Annotated in this window: 16 protein-coding genes and 1 pseudogene; 9 read left to right on the top strand and 8 right to left on the bottom strand. The window is 41.8% G+C overall.

Annotation, left to right across the window (positions count from 1 at the left end; translation table 11 throughout):
• Positions 1 to 40 precede the first annotated feature (40 nt).
• The 4 genes from leuB to V7K55_RS17145 form a co-directional block, all read right to left on the bottom strand.
• Positions 41 to 1,129, bottom strand: a complete 1,089-nt coding sequence (gene leuB / locus V7K55_RS17160; RefSeq protein ID WP_334833338.1) for a 3-isopropylmalate dehydrogenase — start codon at positions 1,127 to 1,129, stop codon at positions 41 to 43.
• Between the two features lie 76 nt (positions 1,130 to 1,205).
• The gene (locus V7K55_RS17155) at positions 1,206 to 1,430 is read right to left on the bottom strand and encodes a hypothetical protein (protein WP_334833336.1); all 225 of its coding nucleotides are present in this window, start codon (positions 1,428 to 1,430) and stop codon (positions 1,206 to 1,208) included.
• Between the two features lie 206 nt (positions 1,431 to 1,636).
• Positions 1,637 to 3,115, bottom strand: a complete 1,479-nt coding sequence (locus tag V7K55_RS17150; protein WP_334833334.1) for an alpha-amylase — start codon at positions 3,113 to 3,115, stop codon at positions 1,637 to 1,639.
• Between the two features lie 112 nt (positions 3,116 to 3,227).
• Positions 3,228 to 3,854, bottom strand: coding sequence for a DUF1003 domain-containing protein (locus V7K55_RS17145; protein ID WP_334833332.1), 627 nt, complete (start codon positions 3,852 to 3,854; stop codon positions 3,228 to 3,230).
• A 359-nt stretch (positions 3,855 to 4,213) separates the two neighbouring features.
• Between V7K55_RS17145 and V7K55_RS17140 the strand changes: the two are divergent.
• The 6 genes and pseudogenes from V7K55_RS17140 to purT form a co-directional block, all read left to right on the top strand.
• Positions 4,214 to 4,447, top strand: a pseudogene (locus V7K55_RS17140) (sensor histidine kinase); the annotation flags it as partial.
• Positions 4,448 to 4,718: 271 nt separating this feature from the next.
• Positions 4,719 to 5,573 carry a mechanosensitive ion channel family protein gene (locus V7K55_RS17135; RefSeq protein ID WP_334833330.1) on the top strand — a complete coding sequence of 285 codons (855 nt, stop codon included), beginning with the start codon at positions 4,719 to 4,721 and terminating at the stop codon, positions 5,571 to 5,573.
• 205 nt (positions 5,574 to 5,778) lie between these two features.
• The gene (locus V7K55_RS17130; protein WP_334833562.1) at positions 5,779 to 6,729 is read left to right on the top strand and encodes an ABC transporter ATP-binding protein; all 951 of its coding nucleotides are present in this window, start codon (positions 5,779 to 5,781) and stop codon (positions 6,727 to 6,729) included.
• A gap of 44 nt (positions 6,730 to 6,773) precedes the next feature.
• On the top strand, positions 6,774 to 8,537 hold the full coding sequence (locus V7K55_RS17125; protein WP_334833327.1) for an ABC transporter permease subunit: 1,764 nt from the start codon (positions 6,774 to 6,776) through the stop codon (positions 8,535 to 8,537).
• A 103-nt stretch (positions 8,538 to 8,640) separates the two neighbouring features.
• Positions 8,641 to 9,120 carry a pentapeptide repeat-containing protein gene (locus tag V7K55_RS17120; RefSeq protein ID WP_334833325.1) on the top strand — a complete coding sequence of 160 codons (480 nt, stop codon included), beginning with the start codon at positions 8,641 to 8,643 and terminating at the stop codon, positions 9,118 to 9,120.
• Positions 9,121 to 9,185: 65 nt separating this feature from the next.
• Positions 9,186 to 10,349, top strand: coding sequence for a formate-dependent phosphoribosylglycinamide formyltransferase (gene purT / locus V7K55_RS17115; RefSeq protein ID WP_334833323.1), 1,164 nt, complete (start codon positions 9,186 to 9,188; stop codon positions 10,347 to 10,349).
• Between the two features lie 129 nt (positions 10,350 to 10,478).
• Here purT and V7K55_RS17110 read toward each other — a convergent pair whose 3' ends face one another.
• The 3 genes from V7K55_RS17110 to crtH all read right to left on the bottom strand — a co-directional run bounded on the left by V7K55_RS17110 (position 10,479) and on the right by crtH (position 13,982).
• Entirely contained in the window at positions 10,479 to 11,825 is a 1,347-nt protein-coding gene (locus V7K55_RS17110; protein WP_334833321.1) for a serine hydrolase, read from the bottom strand.
• 346 nt (positions 11,826 to 12,171) lie between these two features.
• On the bottom strand, positions 12,172 to 12,306 hold the full coding sequence (locus V7K55_RS17105) for a hypothetical protein (RefSeq protein WP_334833319.1): 135 nt from the start codon (positions 12,304 to 12,306) through the stop codon (positions 12,172 to 12,174).
• A gap of 176 nt (positions 12,307 to 12,482) precedes the next feature.
• A complete protein-coding gene (crtH, locus tag V7K55_RS17100) occupies positions 12,483 to 13,982 on the bottom strand; it encodes a carotenoid isomerase (RefSeq protein WP_334833317.1) in 1,500 nt (499 codons plus the stop codon).
• A gap of 292 nt (positions 13,983 to 14,274) precedes the next feature.
• Here crtH and upp point away from each other — a divergent pair, with 292 nt between their 5' ends.
• The 3 genes from upp (at position 14,275) to V7K55_RS17085 (ending at position 15,766) form a co-directional block, all read left to right on the top strand.
• Positions 14,275 to 14,925 carry a uracil phosphoribosyltransferase gene (upp, locus tag V7K55_RS17095; protein ID WP_334833314.1) on the top strand — a complete coding sequence of 217 codons (651 nt, stop codon included), beginning with the start codon at positions 14,275 to 14,277 and terminating at the stop codon, positions 14,923 to 14,925.
• A gap of 77 nt (positions 14,926 to 15,002) precedes the next feature.
• Positions 15,003 to 15,356: a hypothetical protein gene (locus V7K55_RS17090; protein ID WP_334833311.1), complete on the top strand. Its 354-nt coding sequence runs from the start codon at positions 15,003 to 15,005 to the stop codon at positions 15,354 to 15,356.
• A 131-nt stretch (positions 15,357 to 15,487) separates the two neighbouring features.
• Positions 15,488 to 15,766: a YggT family protein gene (locus tag V7K55_RS17085; protein ID WP_334833309.1), complete on the top strand. Its 279-nt coding sequence runs from the start codon at positions 15,488 to 15,490 to the stop codon at positions 15,764 to 15,766.
• A gap of 89 nt (positions 15,767 to 15,855) precedes the next feature.
• Here V7K55_RS17085 and V7K55_RS17080 read toward each other — a convergent pair whose 3' ends face one another.
• Entirely contained in the window at positions 15,856 to 17,439 is a 1,584-nt protein-coding gene (locus tag V7K55_RS17080) for a HEAT repeat domain-containing protein (protein ID WP_334833307.1), read from the bottom strand.
• Positions 17,440 to 17,502: the final 63 nt, after the last annotated feature.

The following is a 17,502-nucleotide window of genomic DNA, read 5'->3' as shown; positions in this document are numbered from 1 at the left end:
ATAGCAAAGGTTGCCAAATTGCCTAGTTTGCTCTAAAAAATTATTTTTGTTCAATAGCTTTAATGAGTGAGTCTCCCATAGCGCGGCAACCCAGGAGGTTTTTTCCTGGAGAAATTATATCCCCTGTGCGATCGCCTTGTTCTAAAACTTGTAATACGGCTTGTTCGATGCGATCTGCTGCTTTTGGTTGGTCTAAGCCGTAACGTAACATCATCGCTGCACTCAAAACCTGTGCTAAAGGATTTGCCTTATCCTGTCCAGCGATATCTGGGGCGGAACCGTGAACTGGCTCAAACACACCAGGCCCAGAAGCCCCCAAACTAGCTGAGGGTAACATCCCAATACTACCTGTGAGCATGGCAGCAGCATCAGAGAGAATATCGCCAAACAAATTGCCTGTAACTATGGTGTCGAACTGCTTAGGAGCGCGTACTAACTGCATAGCAGCATTATCTACATATAAATGAGAGAGTTCGATATCTGGATATTCCGTACTAAGTTGGGTGATGCGATCGCGCCACAACTGAGATACTTCTAGTACGTTTGCCTTATCTACCGAACAAAGTTTTCCACCGCGTTTTTTTGCCGCCTCAAAAGCTACCCGCCCAATGCGTTCAATTTCCGATTCGGTGTAAACCATTGTATTTACACCGCGTTTTTCACCAGTTTCTGTGGCAAAAATCCCTTTAGGTTTACCGAAGTAAATCCCACCAGTGAGTTCGCGCACCACCATAATATCCACGCCTTCGACAACTTCGCGTTTCAAAGTCGAGGCATCAATTAGCTGGGGCAAAATTTTCGCTGGGCGCAAATTGGCAAATAATCCCAAACCTGCCCGTAGCCCTAACAAACCTGCTTCTGGGCGTAAATTAGATGGCAGGGAATCCCACTTATAACCACCAATCGCAGCAAGCAACACAGCATCACTGTTACGACAAGCCTCTAGAGTGGCAGATGGTAAGGGTTCCCCTGTAGCGTCAATTGCTGCACCACCGATGAGAGCTTCTTGGAATTCAAACTTCAGATCGAATTGCTTCCCTACGACTTTCAGCACATCTACCGCCACTGCCATAATTTCAGGGCCAATGCCATCGCCGGGGAGTAGAGTAATGCGGTAGTTCTGGGTCATAGCTAGTTTTACTGGGTAAATGCTTACAGATTAAATATCATACCTAGCAAAATGTACCGATGGAATTTTTAATCTATTAGGGTACGGCTCTAACGTAATTATCTGGCGTGTTAAATACTTGATTCATCATGTTCCACTGGCTGAACAGACATTGTAAAATCCCTACAGCCACAATTCCGATCGCAGGTGCATAGGCTACGGGTGTGTGTTTACCTTGGATTCTGGCAACTAGAGATGGTAAAAGCTGGGTAATGCTTAACAGATAAAAGATATCTGCTGCTACCAACCCATTAATCGCCATCGTGCGAGCTAAGGCTTGATTGCCTGTAGTTTTAAGTATCTATTGAAACATCCAAAAATTACTACCCAATTGAAGACGGAAATCGCGAAGATGCTCTGGAGTAACCCACCCTATAAAAGCTAGTGCGCTTGGTACTACCTAAGTTCTCTTTTAGGCAAAGTTTGTCAAGCGCCTAACTTTCTGCATGAATGCTACTAAAACCCAGACTAAGACTGTAGAACCCACACAGAAACAGAACCAGCATTGCATCGAAAATCAGCCCAGCCCTCATCATTTGTTGTGATGGGTTCGCTGAAATGTTCAGTGATATCAATGTAAGTGCTGTTGGGTTGCCCAACTTCCATCCACTTAGTCCCCTCTCCCCCATTACTCAGAACAACCGCCATCCCGCCAGGATGTTCTTCGTCTCCTAAGCGTGTCCAGCCGATTGTATTAGCGTGATCGAAATAATCGTATTGGTCGCCATAGGCATAGGTTTGACGGGCGTGCAAAAATTTATCAATTATCCATTGATGACTATCGAGCCAAATCTCATACTCATTGCCATCTGGGCCCTTATCTTTGTAATTAGCACCATAGTAATCAGCATAGAAGATACAGGGATAACCATCACTTCGCAGGAGGATCAACGCATAAGCCAACGGTTTAAACCAGGCTTCTACTACAGACTCCAATGACTGCAAAGGTTGAGAATCATGATTGTCAACTAAGGTGACGGCTAAAGCGGGTTGCTGTTGCACCAAGGTGTTATCAAATATCTGCCGCATGTCGTAGTCATTGCCTTGTGTGCTGGCAGCGCTAAAGTTATAGTGCAATGGCGCATCGAACAACATCACATCACCACCGGTGACGCTTATGAAATTGTGTAGCGCTTCAATTTCATAAGACCAATACTCACCGACGGCAAAGAGATCGCGACCTGCCTTTTGGCGACAGTGTTGCAGCCATTCTGGGAAAAAGCCGGCTCTAACGTGTTTAACGGCATCAAAACGAAAGCCATCTATATTAGTGGTTTCTACAAACCACTCACCCCAGCGATTCAACTCCTCCCGAACTTCTGGACTCTGCATATCCAGATCGCATCCCATGAGATAGTCGAAAGCGCCTTTTTCTAGGTCAACGTTGTCGTCAAATTGTTTATCTTTGAATAGATAAACTGCGTTCTCACCTTCGTTGTAAACGTTGTAATCAACTGCGTCGAAGTGCCACCAGTGCCATTCCATATCGGAGTATTTGCCCTTGCGACCTGGGAAGGTAAAGTGAGTCCACACTTTAATCTTTTGCATCTCACCGATCGCTTGGTTGCGATCGTCTGGACTATAGGGCGTTGCTTCCACCTCTTCTTCTTGGTCTGCACCTAACTTGTGGTTGAGGACAACATCCGCATATACTCGAATGCCAGCAGCTTTTGCCGCCTTGACAGCAGCGATATACTCGTCTTTTGTGCCGTACTTTGTGCGAACCGAGCCTTTTTGGTCAAATTCGCCTAGATCGTACATATCGTAGACCCCGTAGCCGACATCGTAGCCACCCCCTGTTCCTTTGTAAGCTGGGGGCAACCAAACAGATGTAACACCTGCATCAGCTAACTCTTTGACTTTCTCTTTAAACTCATTCCAAAGATTGCCATCTGGAGGGATATACCAATGGAAGTACTGCATCATTACGCCATTCAGTTGAGCCATCTGTATCCCTCTGGTCAAATATTACGATGAATTGTTATTGCCGACACAAAAATTATACTTGAAGTTTTGTTTGATGTTTCTAAATAGAAAAAAATCTACTAAAAAACTGCGATCAACTCATATTGTTTTCTTCTGTAGATGATAGTTCTTGAGCCAAGTTTTTCTGGAGTGCTTCTAATACCGCGATTGGGTCAGCCGGTTCCTGCATCAATTGAGCTTCCGAATCATGGCGATTTAGCACATCAGGCAAATCGGTACGGAGTTCTTCTAATAGAGCAATAATCTTGGCAATTTTTTGCTCGGAGAGCAAGTTAAGCTGTAGCATCAGTTGCGCCCTCTGTTCGGCAAAGTTTTCTTGGCGAGTTTGTCGCACCAATACTCCAGTTGAAATTACCAATGCAGCAGCGTCTAAGCCTTGATTCGACCAGCTAAACGCGGTTATATGAAATGGTAAAAGGCGCTGAAAAAAACTGCCAAAAATCCACAAAGCTAGTATGACTAGCAAACTATACAGAAATGTCGATCGCCCAAAGAATGTAGCGATCGCTTCTAGTATGCGTTGGTGGGCGGGAATATCTCGAACTTCCTGGGTATGAAGTGAAATAATCGCTTCAATATTTTTTGCAATCGCGTCTGGTAGTGGAGCCGTGATCACTTGATTTCGAGAAGCTTTCTCTTTGAGTTCGTTAGCACCTGAACCGAAGTGTTTGTTGGCTGTATCGTCTGCGTTGTACCTCATGCCGCAACCCCTGAATCTGAATTTTACTCGATTATTGCTTATCTTCTGATGCTGTCGGCAAATGGGAAATTGTTTTACAACCAAAAGGGCGTAGGAGAAACGTTTCTTCTAAATTCACTTCCATGTGTAGGCTGTCGCATTTTGGCGAGAATCTTTCACAGCTTTAGAACTTACTTGACAATGCACATTAACAAATGCAGTTTTAAAGAAGCTATAACTCAGCGATCGCAGTTGTCACTCCTTTTGGTAGTGTTACCGTTTGTAGATGCTGTTTTATCATTGTCTGCTCTTATACTTTTAATCTTATCCGTATTATCTCGTAATCTTTTTCAAAAATCAAATTACTTCAATGCATTATTGTAATTCAAGTCATTGATACTGGAATTGGAATTCCAGAAGCAGATTTATCTTATATTTTTGATCGCTTTTACCGGGTTGACACAGAACATGCAAGAGAAAGTGGCGGATTTGGATTAGGATTCGCGATCGCTCAATAAATTGTCCAAGCTCACGGCGGTCACATCCATCTGATGAGTAATGAGGGCAAAGGCTCGACGTTCCAGATAAAATTACCGCTTATGAGCCATTCCTAAATCACCTTTAACAGATGTGTCGCGACTCGCCAAATAAGGCACTGTTAGCTAATTCAAGTTAAATTAATGCAAATTTAGGGCTGGCAATAATATATCTACGCCACAATAAAGCTTTTATATTCGCCCAAAATTGTTGAGACATCCTCCAAGAACACTTTGCTACTTGCTGCACACACAGCACACCAAAAATTAAAAAAAACTATTTATAGGAAATTTTTATTTAATTTATTGTATGTTTATTGTGTTTAATAATTCATAGACATAAAAAATTATGGATTTCAAACAAATTAGCCTAATTGCTAGTCAACTTTTAACTCTGTTTGGGCTGAAAATTTTAGGTGCGATCGCTCTATGGCTGATTGCTCAACGCTTGATTGACTTTGGATTGAAGCTAGTACGACGTGCTTTCCGAGGTCAACACGTTGACCCGACACTTGTTAACTATCTTGTGAATATCATTGGTGTCACACTGAGAATTGTTCTAGTTGTGGCAATTCTCGGCTTCTTTGGAGTTGAAACAACTTCCTTCGCTGCATTGCTAGCAGGAGCCGGCATTGCAATTGGTGCAGCCTGGGGGGGACTATTGGCCAACTTTGCAGCCGGAGCATTTTTAATCGTTTTTCGACCATTTAAAGTTGGTGATTTCATCACTACAGCAGGTGTCACAGGCACTGTTACAGAACTTGGACTGTTCACAACTAGTATTAATACACCTGATAACGTATTGACGATTGTTGCCAATAATAAAATCTTTGCTGACAATATTCAGAATTATTCTGCCAATCCTTACCGTCGCGTTGATCTGGTGGCTCAACTCCATCATGAAGTGAAACATAACGAAGCGATCGCACTTTTAAAAGCGAAAATTAGCCAAATCCCTAATGTCCTCCAAAATCCAGCACCAGATGTAGAAATTCAGGATTTCAACTTTGCAGGGCCTGTACTAGCAGTCCGTCCCTATTGCAATAATGACCACTACTGGCAGGTTTACTTCGACACCAATAAAGCTATCCGCGAAACCTTTAGTGAAGCTGGATATCCAATTCCTGAATACCGTTATGCAGTTAGCGGTTCATCTGCTCATGCAATTAATAATGTCATCCCACCACTATCAGAAATAACTTGATATTAGAGTAAAAACTCAAGATTGCATTTGCAAAAATTTCCTAAATAGCACAATAAGAATTAATAAGTAGGTAGGGCGTATGCCTTACCTACTTTTTTATGTAGCCAATTTCGTGAGAGTCAGTTTCAATTTCTGAAACCAGCCTGACAAAAGCTATAGAAAAAGGTTACGTTAAGTGTTAATCACAAGCCGCACTCCAGCAGCGATGGTAAAAGAATTAGCAATTTGCACCCGTGGACTCACTAAGCAATTTGACCGGCACGTTGCTGTCAATGATGTTGATTTAGAAATCCAGGCGGGGGAAGTATATGGACTGATTGGGCCCAATGGCGCGGGTAAAACAACTCTCATCCGTATGTTGGCAACTGCTGAGGAACCAACTACGGGTGAGATTTATATTAATGGCGATCGCCTACTCCGTGACAAGAGTAATCCCAAGCTTAAGGGTCGTCTAGGCTACTTACCCGATGACTACCCGTTATATGAGGATCTTACAGTCTGGGACTATCTAGATTATTTTGCGCGTCTTTACCGCTTGCGAGAACCACGCCGCACTCAACGCCTACATGAAGTTTTAGAACTCATCCAACTTGGTAATAAACGCCACAGTCAGATTTCTACTCTGTCGCGGGGGATGAAACAGCGCTTAAGTTTAGCGCGAACCATTATCCACGAACCGATTTTACTACTACTAGATGAGCCAGTTTCTGGGCTTGACCCCATCGCTAGGATGCACTTCCGTGAAGTCATCAAGGCTTTGCAAGAAGCTGGGATGACTGTAATTATTTCCTCCCATGTTCTCAGCGATTTAGCTGAACTATGTACATCTGTAGGAATTATGGAACTTGGCTTCTTGGTAGAAAGTACCTCGTTACAACACCTTTATCAACGTCTTTCCCATCAGCAAATTGTCATATCAACTCTGGGGAACCTAGAGGCACTTTTAAGGGAACTGAAACATCATCATTTAGTAGAAGAGTGGGAGGTGATATCAGGAAAAAATAGCGTGAGGGTGAATTTTTCCGGTAAAGAAGAAGATAGTGCTGAGTTGTTGCGATCGCTAATCAAAGCAGGGATTCCCTTGACTGATTTTCACTGCACTCAAGAAGACTTAGAAACTATTTTCTTAAAATTAGGTCACAAACAAGCATCTTAATTCGTCAATAAATATAACTCCCCATTTTTGGAGATTGTTTTCCTATGATGCCCAATTTAATAGACAAAATCGGCGATTGGAATCCGCAACTCTTGCGCGAACTCAAAGGAAGGCTGAAATTTTTTAATATTGCGATCGCAGTTGCAACATCTTTACTACTGCAACTGGTAGTCTTTTTATATCAGTTCCGCGAGTTCCCTGATGATAAATACTGGCTAACCGACACATACTGTCGTTTGAGTCAATCATATCAACAGCGACAAAATCAGGCTTTACAGCAATCAGATCAATCTAGAATTGCTGAGTACAATGATTTAACCTTAAATAATATTTGTCCGCAAAACGAAATCGATTGGCAGTTGTGGTGGCGAGATCACTGGGAATATATATTCCTGACGTTTAGTGTAATTTTTGTATTTACACTATTAGTTGCAGGAACTTATTTAATAATCAATGATTTAGCCAAAGAAGAAACTCGCGGTACGCTGAATTTTATCCGTCTCAGTCCCCAATCAGAAACAAATATATTGACTGGCAAATTGCTAGGAGCACCGAGTTTAATTTATCTCGTAATCCTAGTTTCAGTTCCTTTACATTTATGGGCTGGTTATTCTGCCCAAATTGCTTTTACTTCCATTTTTAGTTACTACGCTATTCTTGCTGCAAGCTGTGTTTTCTTCTCCAGTGCTGCACTGCTTTTTGGTTTAGTTAGTAATAAATTTGGCGGTTTTCAGCCTTGGATAGGTAGTGGTGCAGTTTTCATTTTCTTAATGATGCCAATCTTAATGGCACCATCTTATAGCTACAATTCAAACAATTCAGTTGCTTGGTTTACACTGTTTAACCCTGTGGAGACAACGAATTATCTCTTTCCTAACTTTTTACATTTAAATAATGGTTCTCCCCTGAAAAACTTAGAGTTTTTCTATTTACCATTAGGAAGAAATTTTGTTAGTCTTATTGGCTTCCATCTATTGAATTTTGGATTGTGTATTTACGGTATTTTCCAAGCTCTTAAACGTTGCTTCCGCAATCCTCAAGCCTCAACGATCAACAAGGGACAAAGTTATCTATTTATAGCTTTTTCCCAGATGATGATGTGGGGATTTATCTTGCAAAATTGGGAGCAAATTACCAATGTCGATCAACAAATTGAGCAAAGTTTGACCTTGGTGGGAATATACAACTTCATATCGCTTTTTAGTTTTATTGCGATTCTTTCCCCTCACCGTCAAGCCGTACAAGATTGGGCAAGATATCGACATCAGGAATTTTCTAGTCGCAAGAGTGTTTGGCAGGATCTAATTTTTGCTGAAAAAAGCCCTGCAATCGTGGCGATCGCTATTAATTTGGCAATTGTTAGTATCCCTTGGCTAGTCTGGATTTCACTTACATCTGTTCTTGATACAGTCCATAGTCATTGGGCGGGTGACAATTTTGACAAGTTTAAATTACTTTTAGCCCTGGCTTTATCTGTTAGCTTAATGTTGATTTATGCTACCATCGCCCAATTAATACTTTTGCTAAAAACTCCTAAACGTTCTTTCTGGGCAATTGGAACTTTAGGTACAGCGATGTTTCTACCATCGCTGATTCTAGGACTTCTCGGTATCTCCTCATCGGCATATCCTACTGTCTGGTTATTTTCAACTTTTCCTTGGGTAGCTATAGAATACGCTAGTGCAACAACAATTTTTATGGCATTCCTCGCTCAGTTGAGTGTTTTAGCGTTGTTGAATTTCAAGTTAACAAGGCAGGTAAGATTAGTAGGCGAATCTGCTACGAAAGCATTGTTAGCAGGACGCTAGGTAATAAATTATCTATTAGAACCCCGATTTCTTTGAGAAGTCGGGGTTCTTGTATTAAGGTTAAACTTTTAACTAGCATAAGGATAGCGACAATCTGACAATCATGCTAAATCCAACTCAATATCTACGCCATACAGCCATCGAGTTTTTAGAACAAGGTTCCCCACAGCGTCTACAAATTCTTAAGCAACTGGGCATCGCTCGTTATGATTTTTTAACTAAAATCCGCCTAAATGAAGCAAATATAATCTGTATGATGAGGTTTTTTAAATATCCAAGTCAGCTAAAGTTTCCTAATCTAATAGGAGCAGATTTATCTGATTTAATTTTAGATGGAGTAAACTTTATCCGAGGAGATTTGTCTGGAGCAAATCTGCAAGGCAGTAGTTTAGTTAATGCAGACCTATTATTCGCAAATTTCATGAAAGCTGATTTGAGAAATGCAGATTTACAAGGTGCAACTTTGAATGAGACTATTTTGTTGGAGACTTTAGTAGATAAGTGTCACTTTGGCGTAGGTACTGGTTTAACTCAACTACAACGTCAAGATTTACAACTGCGCGGAGCTAGATTTAATTCTTGAGAAGGCGATAATTAAAACACAAAAAATTATAAGATTATTAGATTGAAATTAACCTGGATAAATTAATGAATATTAAATTGCCCAAAAAATTGATGTTACTAGGTTCAGGAGAACTAGGTAAGGAATTTGCGATCGCGGCTCAACGCCTTGGTAATTATGTGATTGCCGTTGACCGCTACGCCAATGCTCCAGCGATGCAGGTTGCTGATGCTTATGAAGTTATTTCTATGCTCAGTGCTGATGATTTAGAAGCTGTAGTGACAAAACATCAGCCAAATATTATTATACCAGAAATTGAAGCAATCAGAACAGAAAAACTGATCGAATTTGAACAGCGAGGGATTACAGTTATACCGACTGCGGCTGCTACTAACTATACAATGAACCGCGACAGAATTCGGGAACTGGCGCATCAACAATTGGGCATCAGAACGGCTACTTATGGTTATGCAACAACTCTAGAAGAATTGATTGCAGCTTCAGATAAAATTGGCTTTCCTAATGTTGTTAAACCTGTGATGTCATCCTCTGGGAAAGGTCAGTCTGTAGTCCAGGATAAGAGTGAAGTTGAGAAAGCTTGGAATTATGCGATCGCTAATTCTAGGGGAGACAGTCAAAAAGTCATTGTAGAAGAATTTATTAACTTTGAAATCGAAATAACTTTATTGACAATTAAGCAGTGGAATGCACCAACAATTTTCTGTCCTCCTATTGGTCATCGCCAAGAAAGAGGAGATTATCAAGAATCGTGGCAACCCGCATTAATTTCTGAAGATAAAATATTAAGAGCTAGAGAAATAGCTATAAAAGTCACTGATGCTTTAGGAGGAGCCGGAATTTTTGGTGTTGAGTTTTTCATTACCAAAGATGAAGTGATTTTTTCCGAACTTTCTCCCAGACCTCACGATACGGGAATGGTGACATTAATCTCACAAAATCTTAATGAATTTGAACTACATCTCAGAGCAATTTTAGGCTTGCCAATTCCTCATATAGAACAGCTAGGAGCCTCAGCTAGTGCGGTAATTTTAGCCTCGGAAAAATCTGATTCTATTGGTTTTATAGGCGTAGCTGATGCTTTGTCAGAAAAAGATGTAGATATTAGATTATTTGGTAAACCTAATGCTCATCCATATCGGCGAATGGGCGTAGCTTTGGCGAAGGGTGTGAATGTCCAAGAGGCTAGGGAAAAAGCTACTAGAGCCGCAAGTAAAATTAAAATTATCTAGTTACCGTAGAGGCGCACATCTGTGCATTGGGCGAATGGAATTCGCGGCTATACAGGCAAAGTCCGCCTCCGCGGACTAAGGGAAAATTAAGGTTTTTTAACCCACGGAGGTGGGTTTTGTTTGTGTAGACTATCTCGTAGCACTATTAGGCGAATCAACCGCAGCAACCGGGTTCACTTGGTTCAGGTAATTGTAAACAAGCTGGGAAACTTGACGGATAAAGTCTCTTCCCCTAGTGTCCTTATAGGGACGGGTGACGAAGATAGCCGCCAGGTAACGCTTGCCATTTGGCATAGTCACAAATCCCGCATCGCCAATGAGAAAACCGATATCTCCGGTTTTATTGGCGATGACTGCACCTTTTCCCAAACCTGCGGGTAGCAGTGTGTGAATTGTGGTGTGACGCAGAATATCTAAAGCTTGCTCCCGACTCTGTGGAGAGACTAACTTGTTATTCACAACTAAAGCTAGCACCCGCGCCATATCTTGAGAACTTGTGGTGTTGGTTCCTCTCAAGTCAGCTAAAAGATGCCGAATTACGGTGTCTTTCAGTCCCCAGTTACGGAAGCGCTGATTTAGTTTTGCGGCTCCACCTAAGCGATCGATAATCATGTTGGTGGCGGTATTATCGCTGATGGTAATCATCTTAGTGATGGTTTCCAAAGCTGTGTACTTCTTGCCAACTCGCTCATATTGCATAACTCCAGAACCATTGGTTACTAAGTCACCCCGCATAGTCAGGTTTTCTTGAAGGGTGACTTTACCAGCATCTAAATCTTGGAAAAAAGCGATGAGAATTGGCAGTTTGATTGTACTAGCAGCCGGGAAAACGCGATCGCCTCCAACATCCAGATAATCCCCAGTATCCAAATCCAAAAAAAACATTCCTGTTTTCAGGAAGTTGTAGCGATTCATCAAGGCTTTAATCTGCGGTTCCAACGCTTTCATCGGTGAATGCATGGGAACCACGCCAGCAAACAGAGTGCTATTATCACTCACTGCTGGAGAAATACTCGGTTGAGTCGGTGTTATTTCTAAAATGTTTGGCTGGGTTGCAGTCAATTGTATCGGCTTGGGTAACTGCACTGACCAATGATTGGTAGATTCCTCTTGCAGTTTCACCTGTGCTAGATCGAAGGTGTAATTGGGTGCTAAGGTAACTACCATACGGGTAGTATCTGCGTTAAACTGCCGGATGCTAATGTCTTTAATTACTAACCCCACTCTTTGACTAGTCTGTGGATATCCTAGTTTAACTCCAGGTAAATCAATTACCAGACGGGTAGGATTGGTAAGTAATTGTACCTTGGGTTGAACATTCTCATCTGTGGTGAAATCCAGATGATTGCGATTGCTATCAAAATGCCAATTAGCGATCGCAGCAGCTTTGACACTGGAGCCAAACAGGAACAAGCTGAAGAAGCTGGGTAAAAGCCAGCTAAGTTTTAAAATATTTTCTTTGTGTGTGAGGAGCATGAGTGAGCGTTGTGTGTGATGAAGATTCATGAACGAACAAAAGCCGTCCACCATTAAAGCACACATATCAAAAACTTCGTAAATTATTGACTTATATGAAAAAACATCGGTTACAAGTGTTTAATTTTACTAGTACTTCTTAATATAGAGTATTATGAAACACTTAGTCAAACTAAGTGTTTTTTCGGTAAACTCCAAGTAATTCGGGGAAAGGAGTGAATTTACACCCAGCTATATTTTGAATTATTTCCACACTGGATTAGCCGAATGATGGTAAATAAAGTTTCATAGTATGTGGTAGAAACTAAGTACACTTATGAAAGTTTACAATATTAATAAATAAAATTTATGGAAATTTTGTATGGTAGTCTGTAGCATCAGTTTCACTATTAGCGGTTGTACAATCGATCGAGTTGTGTGCTAACTTCCAAAACCAATCACGGCGACAGTTGGAAATATCTTCATACGTTAATTGATTCACTTTGGGGATTTCCAAGAAATAAATTATCCAACCAAATAAACGTAGACGCAAAGCGACTTGCCGTAGGCTACCACAGAGGCGCAGAGAACACAGAGAGAGGAGAAATAGAAAGGATTTTTGCGTCAGTTTTGGGATATTTTTTATTTGCAAGTCCCTGATTGGCGACAGAATACACACTAAAATCCTAAATCTACAGCAATCCGGTGAGCGCAAGCAAACCCAGAAAAAGCTACTGCATTCAACCCTTGACCTGGGAAGGTACTATCCCCGACACAATAAAGTCCTGGAATGGCTGTGCGATTAAAGGGCATCTTCAATAATCCCCGCAATTTGCGCCGAGGAATTGGCCCATAAGTGCCATCCTGACGACCCAAAAAGCGGCGATGAGTGCGGGGTGTACCTACCTCCAAATAATCTAATCCTGCGTCTAAACCGGGAAAAATCTTCTCTAGGCGATCAAGAATTCGCCCAGCCGCCTCTTCTTTCTTCGCTTCGTACTCACTCGGAGAAAGTTCTTGCCAATCATCAATCCAGTGAGGTGTGAAAGCATGAATAATGTGATATCCATCTGGTGCTAAATCTGGATCGAGCAATGTGGGAATCGAAACAAAAATTGTCCCTTCCACTGCTGTCATTTTTTCCCAATCTTCCAGCAAAATATGATGGCACTCTGTCCCCGCAGGTAAAACTGACTCTTTTACCCCGATATGCAAACTCAAAAAGCTGGGAGATTTTTGATAATTCTGTTGCCAATTTTTCTCATTATGTGGCATTGCTTCTGCTGGTAGTAATTGCTCAAAAGTATCCCAGCGTGTGGCATTAGAAACTATGCGTTTACCCCGATATACTTTACCATTTGCCAGTTGCACACCTACCGCTTTTCCTTTTTCTGTAAGAATTTTCGTGACTCTAGCTTGGTACTGAATTTTACCCCCAGCCTTTTCTAGACCTTCCACCAGTTTTTGAGCAATTTGTCCCACCCCACCTTTGGGATAGTTAACTCCGCCATAATGCCTGTCAGAAAAGACCATCCCAGCATTGATCATTGGTGTCATGTCTGCTGGAACCACCGACCAGCAATAACATTCCATATCGATAAATTTCAATAATTGTGGGTCTTTGATGTAGCGTCTGGCAAAATCCCCGGCATTTTGGGGCAGATACTTAACTAAACCGAGACACGCCAAAGGATGCTGGAAAAATACCCGCAGTAAATACCGAGGTTCTTCCAACGACAGCAAATCCATGCTGTTAAGGCACTTGAATACTTTTTGGCATTCGTCATAAAAGCGACGAATTCCCTGTTCTTCATGGCGAAAATGAGCAATAAGATTTTGCAAAAATTTTTCATAAACCCGGTCAACCTTCAGGTCTAAGCCTTGGGGTAAATGATAGTGAATTTGTACCGGATCTGCGATCGCTTCTTGACTGACATTCACAGCTGACAAAGCGCGGGTGAGTAAGTTAGTAGTACCGTTTTGCCCCAATCCAAAAATCATTGATGCACCAACATCAAATCGATAGCCTTGGCGCTCAAAATAACCAGCGCTTCCACCTGGAATCAAATAACGTTCCAGTACCAGCACTTTCGCTCCCTTCGCCGCTAGCTGGGTCGCAGTTACTAACCCACCAATACCAGACCCAATTACGATCGCATCTATATCTTGATCTTGCATTTTTGTCTTTTATCATTTGTCCTTAGTCTAGACTTCATGAATGGTTTACCAATGCCCAATCAAAAAAAAAGAGGGACGAACCTGCTACTGCTGGCTAATCCCGTCTGCCGATCCTTAAAAGAGAGGAGAACACTAGAAAACAATATACCCTTGATTGAGAATAGATGTCAACTATTAATGAAAAACTTTATCAATAAAATTGGGAGGATTAATTTTAGCTGTCAGCCGGATGCAGGAAGGAGTATTATGGTGTTTCAGTTCTTGTACAATAAAAAGTCGCCTATTTCTGGCTATGACGCTACAATTGCGCGTTTATGTTCCACCCCATCCCCTGATCAAACACTGGCTGGCAGTCGCCCGTGATGTAGGCACGCCTTCAGTATTATTTCGCAGCGCCATGACTGAGTTAGGAAGATGGCTGACTTATGAAGCGGCGCGAGACTGGTTGCCAACCCAAGAAATAGCTGTGCAGACTCCTTTGGATACCTGTCCAGCAACGGTGATCGATCCGCAGATACCAGTAGCAGTAGTACCGATTCTGCGGGCTGGACTAGGATTACTGGAGGGAGCGCAGACTTTATTACCTTTGGCATCGATTTACCATCTTGGCTTGGCACGAGATGAAGAAACACTGCAACCTCATTGTTATCTGAACAAGTTACCAGAAAAATTTGACCCTCAAACACGAGTGCTAATTACCGATCCAATGTTGGCAACCGGGGGGTCGATTATGGCTACAATGGCAGAATTGACACAACGGGGTGTCGATCCTTCCCTAACTCGGATTGTTTGCGTAGTGGCGGCTCCACCAGCTTTACAAAAACTGAGTGAAGCTTATCCAGGTTTAATAGTTTACACCGCTACTATTGACGAAAAACTTAACAATAAGGGGTATATTGTACCGGGATTAGGAGATGCAGGCGATCGCACATTTGGGACTTAAGCTAGTATGCAGCTAGGGCAGGAGAATATAGCATAACGACTGTAAAAGTTGCAAGGTTTGTTGAAGGCGGTAAAGATATGAGTCAGCGAGATGGTTTTGGCAGTGGTTTTTTAGCAGGGGCGTTTGTTGGTGGCGTATTTGGCGGTGTGATCGGGGCGCTGATTGCTTCTCGACGCGATCCGCAATTGCTACCAGAGGATGAAACACAACTGACAGATAGCCAAGTCGAAGCGAAGAAAATAGCGGCAAAGCGTCGTCAGATGAAAGCTTCAGAAAGTGAGAGCGCTGGTATAGAAACGGCCAGGCGATCGCTAGAAGATAAAATTGCCCAGCTAAATGCCACAATTGATGATGTGCGGAAGCAACTGGGTAATGTGAATAGCAGTTCACCCCAAGCCAGCAATGACCGCTCCCTGACTAAAGACTCCTGAAGTTTGTTCAGGCGTGGTGAAAATGTCTGGTGTGGTAAGTGCCAAATCTCCAAACACTTTTGACCTTGGACTAAATTAAAATTAGTAAAGATAAGACCGCGTTTGACACTTAGTAGGAAACAAAGCCATCCATGAGTTTACTGATTACAACACTAGTTACCTTTGTAACCTTTTATAGCTATTTGCTAATTATCCGAGTTTTGTTGACTTGGTTCCCGACAATTGACTGGTATAAACAGCCATTTGCCGCTTTAGCCCAGATAAGCGACCCTTATCTGAATTTATTCCGCTCAATTATTCCCCCATTGGGCGGTATGGATTTTTCTCCGATTTTAGCTTTCTTAGCACTCAACTTAGCTGGCGACCTTCTCAGAACCCTAGCTCGTCTGCCATTCGCACAGGGATTTTGATTAGTAGACAAATAAACATTGTAGAGACGCTTTTACAATTCGCGTCTCTACAATTTTTGATAAGAACTCTGCGCTTATTCTTCAGTCAATTAATTGTGCCAAGCTTTGGAGAAATCTGGGTAATTCATATTCTCAGCACAATGCCAGATAATATTAAACACAGCTTCATAGCGATATGAATTGTTATTGTATAACTGTTTACTTAGATAGTCTTTTAGAGTTATGACTACTTGTGGTAAATGTTCGCTTTGAAGGATTTTCGTTAAATTATCAGCTATATCCAAGAGACAAAATTCATAAGATAGTTGATGTGTGGGTTTAATGCTGAATTCATTTTTGTAGTCATCATATTCCTGAAAAATCTGAATGTCCTGAACAAGAACAAAGACAGCTTGTTTTAGCTTTTCTTTAACTAGTTTGTTGCCTAAATCAAGTTGTTCTAGATTTTGAACAGCATTTACTAGACTTTCAGATGCTTGCAAACGCATCAATGTATTTTGATTACTTTCACGTATTTGAGATAAAGTAGCGATCGCTTTTGAATTACCAGGATCAATTTTTACTAAAGCTTCGGCTGCATATAAACGTTCCCATTCATCTTCAGAGGCTTGATGCTGAGTAGTTTCAAGTATCTGGGATAAGGTGGTAATAGCAATCGTATTTCCTCTAGCAATTCCAGTTTTATTTTCTGGATCGATTTTAAGTAAATAGGTTACGGCGCAATTTATAAGAGATGCACTTGCAGAAGTTTCGAGAATATAAACTAGAGTCTTGAGTGCGACTGCATTACCTGGATCGATTTGCCATAATGCCTTAGCTGTATCAAAGCAGATTCTATCACCCTGGTTTATCTCTAAGAATTTTATCAGGGATGCGATCGCAGTTTGATCACCCACAGCAATTTTTCCCAAAGTTTTGATCGCTTCGCAACAATTACCCTTATTTAGTGTCGTCTCCATAAGCTGAACTAAAACTGCAATCGCGGTTTGATTACCTACTGCAATTTCACCCAATGCTGCGATTCCACACCAGGAAATATCCTGATCTGGAATCCTCTTAATGTCGTGGATGAAAGCAGCGATCGCAGTTTCATCACCAACTGGTATTTCCCAAGGATTTTGACTTGTCTGGCAGAATGTTTGTTTATTTTCAACAACTGGTGTTATCAGTGTCAAGGCTGCGATCGCACTTTTATTACCCGGATCGAGTTTTCCTAACTTCTCGGCTGCAAGTCTAAGAACTGTGAGACTTTCAGTAGTATGAACCAAATGGACAAAAGCGGCGATAACCCGTTTCCTATCGGTTAATTCCAGCGTTTTTCTCGCTGTCTTCACCAATGGTTTTGGTAGTATCTGCCAATCGCTTTTATCTTGCCGAAAGTAAGCATAACTCCATTTCAGCACTTGAGAAGCGATCGCATCACCCAAGCTACATTCTGGGAACTGGGATAAAGCTTCAGCCGCCAAAAAATAGGCGCGATACCGATAAAAATCGCCGCAACCGTCATCAAAATCTATTAAAGCTTGGATAAAATCTTCTTTCTGCTGCTTATCTACATCTTCCTGGCTGAACCAGTGGAGAATCTCTGCTTTCCACTCCGGCTCAAAGATGCGGTAAGTGCATTCATTTAAATTGCTGCGATCGTGGTTAAAGAAATACTGCCAATCATGCATGGCCTCCTACCCACTTCGAGATGTGGGACGAAAGGGACTTAAATGGATCTTGCTACATCAGTT

Source organism: Nostoc sp. (genome assembly GCF_036919895.1).
Classification (GTDB): domain Bacteria; phylum Cyanobacteriota; class Cyanobacteriia; order Cyanobacteriales; family Nostocaceae; genus Nostoc.
Note: the sequence above shows the minus strand (reverse complement) of the source record. Positions and strands in the feature narration are given on the sequence as shown.

Excerpts from the sequence above, each read along its gene's own strand:
- V7K55_RS17080 (WP_334833307.1), bottom strand. The coding sequence starts at position 17,439 with ATGCATGATTGGCAGTATTTCTTTAACCACGATCGCAGCAATTTAAAT.
- leuB (WP_334833338.1), bottom strand. The coding sequence starts at position 1,129 with ATGACCCAGAACTACCGCATTACTCTACTCCCCGGCGATGGCATTGGC.
- upp (WP_334833314.1), top strand. The coding sequence starts at position 14,275 with ATGACGCTACAATTGCGCGTTTATGTTCCACCCCATCCCCTGATCAAA.
- V7K55_RS17135 (WP_334833330.1), top strand. The coding sequence starts at position 4,719 with ATGGATTTCAAACAAATTAGCCTAATTGCTAGTCAACTTTTAACTCTG.
- V7K55_RS17155 (WP_334833336.1), bottom strand. The coding sequence starts at position 1,430 with ATGGCGATTAATGGGTTGGTAGCAGCAGATATCTTTTATCTGTTAAGC.
- V7K55_RS17090 (WP_334833311.1), top strand. The coding sequence starts at position 15,003 with ATGAGTCAGCGAGATGGTTTTGGCAGTGGTTTTTTAGCAGGGGCGTTT.
- V7K55_RS17150 (WP_334833334.1), bottom strand. The coding sequence starts at position 3,115 with ATGGCTCAACTGAATGGCGTAATGATGCAGTACTTCCATTGGTATATC.
- crtH (WP_334833317.1), bottom strand. The coding sequence starts at position 13,982 with ATGCAAGATCAAGATATAGATGCGATCGTAATTGGGTCTGGTATTGGT.
- V7K55_RS17110 (WP_334833321.1), bottom strand. The coding sequence starts at position 11,825 with ATGCTCCTCACACACAAAGAAAATATTTTAAAACTTAGCTGGCTTTTA.
- V7K55_RS17120 (WP_334833325.1), top strand. The coding sequence starts at position 8,641 with ATGCTAAATCCAACTCAATATCTACGCCATACAGCCATCGAGTTTTTA.
- V7K55_RS17125 (WP_334833327.1), top strand. The coding sequence starts at position 6,774 with ATGATGCCCAATTTAATAGACAAAATCGGCGATTGGAATCCGCAACTC.
- purT (WP_334833323.1), top strand. The coding sequence starts at position 9,186 with ATGAATATTAAATTGCCCAAAAAATTGATGTTACTAGGTTCAGGAGAA.
- V7K55_RS17085 (WP_334833309.1), top strand. The coding sequence starts at position 15,488 with ATGAGTTTACTGATTACAACACTAGTTACCTTTGTAACCTTTTATAGC.
- V7K55_RS17130 (WP_334833562.1), top strand. The coding sequence starts at position 5,779 with ATGGTAAAAGAATTAGCAATTTGCACCCGTGGACTCACTAAGCAATTT.
- V7K55_RS17145 (WP_334833332.1), bottom strand. The coding sequence starts at position 3,854 with ATGAGGTACAACGCAGACGATACAGCCAACAAACACTTCGGTTCAGGT.